Origin of the sequence: Streptomyces sp. ActVer (genome assembly GCF_027270795.1) — a bacterium.
GTDB classification, from domain to species: Bacteria; Actinomycetota; Actinomycetes; order Streptomycetales; family Streptomycetaceae; genus Streptomyces; species Streptomyces umbrinus_A.
The window spans coordinates 1-5,063 of record NZ_JAPWHT010000606.1 but is presented as its reverse complement, the minus strand read 5'-3'; the positions used below and the strand labels follow the sequence as shown (position 1 = coordinate 5,063).

At 69.0% G+C, this 5,063-nt stretch carries 4 protein-coding genes; 3 read left to right on the top strand and 1 reads right to left on the bottom strand.

Features of this window, described 5'->3' with window-relative positions; genetic code table 11:
- Positions 1–642: 642 nt before the first annotated feature.
- A complete protein-coding gene (locus tag O3Q52_RS48720; protein ID WP_269654869.1) occupies positions 643–1,275 on the bottom strand; it encodes a maleylpyruvate isomerase family mycothiol-dependent enzyme in 633 nt (210 codons plus the stop codon).
- A 400-nt stretch (positions 1,276–1,675) separates the two neighbouring features.
- Between O3Q52_RS48720 and O3Q52_RS48715 the strand changes: the two genes are divergently transcribed.
- The 3 genes from O3Q52_RS48715 to O3Q52_RS48705 form a co-directional block, all read left to right on the top strand.
- Positions 1,676–3,148, top strand: a complete 1,473-nt coding sequence (locus tag O3Q52_RS48715) for an ABC transporter substrate-binding protein (RefSeq protein WP_269654868.1) — start codon at positions 1,676–1,678, stop codon at positions 3,146–3,148.
- A 3-nt stretch (positions 3,149–3,151) separates the two neighbouring features.
- A complete protein-coding gene (locus O3Q52_RS48710) occupies positions 3,152–4,078 on the top strand; it encodes an ABC transporter permease (protein WP_269654867.1) in 927 nt (308 codons plus the stop codon).
- A gap of 14 nt (positions 4,079–4,092) precedes the next feature.
- A partial coding sequence (locus O3Q52_RS48705) for an ABC transporter permease (protein ID WP_269654866.1) occupies positions 4,093–5,063 on the top strand: 971 nt, incomplete at its 3' end.

The window sequence follows — 5,063 nt, the reverse complement described above, 5'->3', positions numbered from 1 at the left end:
CGAGATCACCCTGCTCGTGCTCCGCTCCCCGCACCTGCCCACCTCGCCGTAGCACCTGACGGGCCAACACATCCGCTTGGAGCAGTCCACGAGCCGAGGGATACGGCGTCGACAGATGACCAGTCCCGTCTCACTGAGGACAAGATCCGGACCATTCCCGGGCCGACCACTCCAACGAGCCATACCTGGCCACGTCTTACGCAGGGTCAGCGACGCGTGATGCCTGTACCACCAGCAGACGAAGAACCTCCTCGTGTCGGCCAGAGTCAACGGACGGACAGCCGCCGCCTCATCGTGGTCGGTCACCGTGCCACCCCACCATCCGAACGACGGCACACGCAAACACCTTCGCATCCGGCGGCTCGCAGAGCCGGGCCACAGGTAGTGGTGCTGATACGTGGACGGACACCGGTCCCCGGCGGACGGCGATCCCGCCCTTGCCTACGCGCCAACCGAATCGGCCGGTATGAACGCACCCGCTACCACGCCCGCCACGTGCATTGGCCATCACCGCGTCGATGTCGCCTTCCAGGCCGACGACGAAGGCGCTGATGCCGGGGCAGTGTTCCGGTGACGACATCCCACACCCGCACCGGTCCGGAGTGGCCGGCCGCGTCCATGGTTCGCCCGCCGCTCCAACAGCTACAGCACTCTCCCGAGCCGCTCCGCGCCCGGCCCCGACACGCCTGTCAGTCCCGCGGCCCGGCCCGTTGCCAGGAGGAGCAAGTCGCCTGCCGGGCCCCGCACTTCGTCCTGGCCCTCGCCCCTCGACCAGCTCGCGTCGGTGGCGACCAGCCGTACGCCCCGCAGGCGTTTGCGGGCGCCGTAGAACGGGCTGGCCAGGACGTGTTCCAGGGCCGCGACCGTCTGCTCCTGAGGGGTGGGGCGTACGCGGCCCAGCGGGCGGGCGATGTCCTGGCCGTGGACCAGGACGTCGACCAGCGGATCCAATGGCGCGGACAGGGGCGCGCGGCGGGTCGAGGCTGCCGTCCCGCGGAACTGTGCGATGAGTTCGGCGGGGCCGAAGTCGGCCGCCCGGCGCCGCGCCGCGTCGAACTCCATGCGCTCCCAGTCACCGCGTGCCCGGACCATCCCCTTGACCATTCCGGGCAGTGTGGTGCGTGTCGACAGGGTCAGGTGGGCCACCACGTCGTGCACGGTCCAGCCGGTGCAGAGTGATGGCGCTTCCCAGTCGGTGCCTTCGAGATCGTCGAGAAAGTCGGCGAGGCCGAGCCGTTCGGCCTTCGTCCAGGAAAGAACCCGTTCACGGTCCATGGCCGGCTCTCCTCACAGGGGATGCGGGTGATGTCGCCGGTATGACCGGATGTCTCCGCCGAACTGATCGGCCCCGCCGTGTGACCTGGCGCACACATACCCCGCCTTCCGCCACACAGTCGTTCACGTATGAGGACTCCATGGGCTCATCGCCCTGCGGATGTTAAGGGCTTGCTGCACACCCCTTGACGCCTTCGGCGCCACCGACTCAATAATGAGCGTCCACATATCTAAACCAGGTTTTTCCATGTGGACAAAGTTCGTGGTCGTAGAACAGCGCGGAGGAACAGTGACTGACCCAGGCTCAGTACGCACTCGTTCGGCCACCCGAATTCGCCGGGGGCGAACGGCGGGCGCGTTCGCGTCCGTTGGCGTACTGCTCGCCGTCTCGGGATGCTCGGTGGCCGGCGGCGACCCCATCGGCGAGGGCCCCGGGACCCTGCGCGTCGTACTGCCGGAGGAGCCTCCGACGCTTGAGCCCTGCGATGCCTCGCTCACCGCGACGGGCCGGGTGACGCGCGCCAACATCACGGAGGCACTGACCGAGCGGGACCCGTCCACCGGGCGACTGGAACAGGCGCTGGCCACGAAGTGGACGCGTAACTCGCCCACTTCGTGGACCTTCACCCTGCGCGAGGGGGTCAAGTTCCATGACGACTCTCCGTTCACGGCCGAGGCCGCCGCGTTCTCCATCAAGCGCGCCACGGACTCGGACATCGACTGCAACGTCGACGGATACATCTTCACCGACAGCAAGATCACCGCAAAGGCGGTCGACGACACCACACTTGAGGTCACCACCGCCGAGCCGGACCCGATCCTCCCGCTGCGTCTGTCCTTCGTCGAGATCGTGCCGACGACCACGGACCCCGATTCCAGGGTGCGGGAGCCGGTCGGCACCGGCCCGTACCGGATCGACGAGTGGAGCCAGGGCCGCTTCCTCCGCCTGAAGCGCTTCTCCGGCTACTGGGGCGAGAGTCCCGACTACGCAGCGGCCAAGTACGTCTGGCGCGCGGAGGGCAGCGTACGTGCGGCCATGGTCACCAACAACGAGGCGGATGTGGCGATCGGGCTCGCTCCCGAGGACGGGGCGGGCGACCGGGCCGTCGAGTTCACCACCAACGAGGTCTCGTACCTGCGGATGGACGCCACCAAGGCGCCTCTCGACGACGTCCGGATCCGGCGGGCCATCAACTACGCCGTCGACAGGGAAGGTCTGGTCACGGCGGTCTTCTCGGGGCGGCCCAGCGGTCAGCTCGTGTCGAAGGGCGTCACCGGATACAACCCGCGCGTCAAGCCGTGGCCGTACGACCCGAAGCGGGCCAAGCGACTGGTCGCCGAGGCCCGGGCCGACGGAGTGCCGACCGGCACCACCATCACGATCATCGGCCGCACCGGCATCTACCCGAAGGCGGCCGAGGCGATGGAGGTCGTGCAGGACGGCCTGCTCAAGGCCGGGCTGAAGGTCAAGATCAAGATGCTGGACGTCAACGCCTGGCTGGAGTACCTGCTGCGCCCCTTCCCCAAGGGAATCGGCCCCACCCTCCTCCAGGCACAGCACGGCAACCAGGCGGGAGACGCCGCGTTCACGATGGGACAGATCTACGGCAGCAAGGGCGCCCAGAGCAGCTACGGCACCCCCGAACTCGACGCGCTGACGAAGCAGGCGCAGCTCGCGTCGGGCGACAAGCGCCAGAAGGCCTTCGCGGACGCGTTCGCCCACCAGAACGACGAGGTCGTACGGGACGCCGTGATGGCCAACATGACCGGCATCCTCGCCCTCTCCTCTCACGTCCGCTACCGGCCGGACTCGGCCACCAACGACGAGATGCGGCTCTCCGACATGCGCCGCGCGGACCGAGGAAGGAGCTGACCGATGTTCACGATGCTGCGTCGCCGCGCGGTCTCCAGTGTCATTCCCCTGCTGGTCGTGGTCCTGGGAGTGTTCTTCCTGGCCCGGCTCACCGGAGACCCCGCCAACCTGTACCTCCCGCTCAGCGCGACACCGGAGATGAGGGCCGAGTTCTCCGCCCGCAACGGCTTCGACCAGCCGCTGGTCAACCAGTTCGGCGACTACCTGGTCCAGGTCGCGCACCTCGACTTCGGCGAGTCGCTGCGCACCGCCCAGTCGGCGAGCGAGTCGGTCCTGCGGGCCTTCCCCGCCACCCTCCAACTGGCCGGATGGACGATGCTGCTCGCCATCGTGGGCGCCGTGGTGATCGGCAGCCTGGCGGCCTACCGGCCCAACTCGGCGACCGACCGGATCGCGAGCTTCCTGTCCTCGACGGCCGCGAGCGTCCCCGACTTCTGGTTCGCCATCATGGGCGTGCTGGTCTTCGCGGTGACGCTGGGCTGGCTGCCCACCTCCGGCACGAGCGGCGCCGCGGCCTGGGTCCTGCCCGTGGCCACGCTGCTCATCCGCCCGTTCGGTGTGCTGGTCCAGGTGGTGCGCGGCGCCATGGTCTCCGCGCTCTCCGCCCCGTACGTCAAAGTCGCGCGCAGCAAGGGTGCCAACGAAGTGCGGGTGGTCTTCGGGCACGCCCTGCGCAACGCGGCCGCACCCGCGCTCACCGTCGCGGGCGACCTCGCCGTCGGACTGGTCAACGGTGCCGTCGTCGTCGAGACCATCTTCGGCTGGCCCGGCATCGGCAAGCTCATGATCGACTCGGTTCTTCAGCGCGACTTCGCGGTGTTGCAGGCCGCCGTGCTGCTGACCGCTCTGGTGATCTTCGCGCTCAACATCCTCGTGGACATCTGCCACGCGATCCTCGACCCGCGGGTCCGGCAGCGGGCGGCGGCGTGAGTCAAGGAAGTGACATGCTCCAGAAGAACAACGGCCAGAGCGACAGCGCCAGGAGTGGCGACGTCCCGGAAGACGCGGGCGACGGCAGCGGCACGGGTGCTGGAACCGACCAGGTGGTGACGGCTCGGCGGAAGTGGCTCGCCCTGCTCCTCCAGGACCGGTTCGCCTGCGCGGCGGTCCTGATCCTGATCGGCGTCGCGCTGTGTGCCGTACTGGGTCCGCTGCTCATCGGGGACCTGGCGACACGTCAGAATCTGCGCGACCCCGGGCGGTCGCCCTTCAGTCTCGACCACGGCTGGGCGTTCGTCCTCGGCAGCGACTCCCTCGGCCGACCGGTCGCCGCCCGGCTGATAGCCGCGGCCGGCACCACCCTGTCCGTGGCCGTGCCCGCCGTGCTGTGTTCGCTCGTCGTCGGCTCGGTCTGGGGCATGTGGGCGGGCTACCACGGGGGTTGGCGCGAGAACGTGTCCCTGCGGATCGCCGACGTGATCCTCAGCTTCCCGTCTCTCCTGCTGGCCGTGGTCGTGCTGTACGTGTTCTCGCCGAGCGCCTCCGGTATCGTCCTGGTACTCGCCGTCGCCCGGATCCCCGTGTACTTGCGCACCGCGCGGGCCGAGTCCGCGGAACTGCGCAGTCGCCTGTTCATGGACGCGGCCCGCACCTTCGGCACCAGCAGTTGGGCGAGCATCCGACGCCATGTCGCTCCCACCGTGCTGCCGACCCTGCTCACCGTCGCCGCGCTCGACTTCTGCTTCGTGATGCTGACCGAGTCCTCATTGAGCTTCCTCGGCATCGGCATCCAACCACCGGACGTGAGCTGGGGTCTGATGGTGGCTCAGGGCCGCCAGGAACTCCAGAGCTCGTGGTGGATCGCGGTCTTCCCCGGCCTCGCCATCGTCGTCACCACCGTCTCGGCGACGGTCCTCGCCGCCTGGGCCCGCCTCGCGACCGACCCGGGCCAGCGGTGGCGGCACGGCCTGCGCCG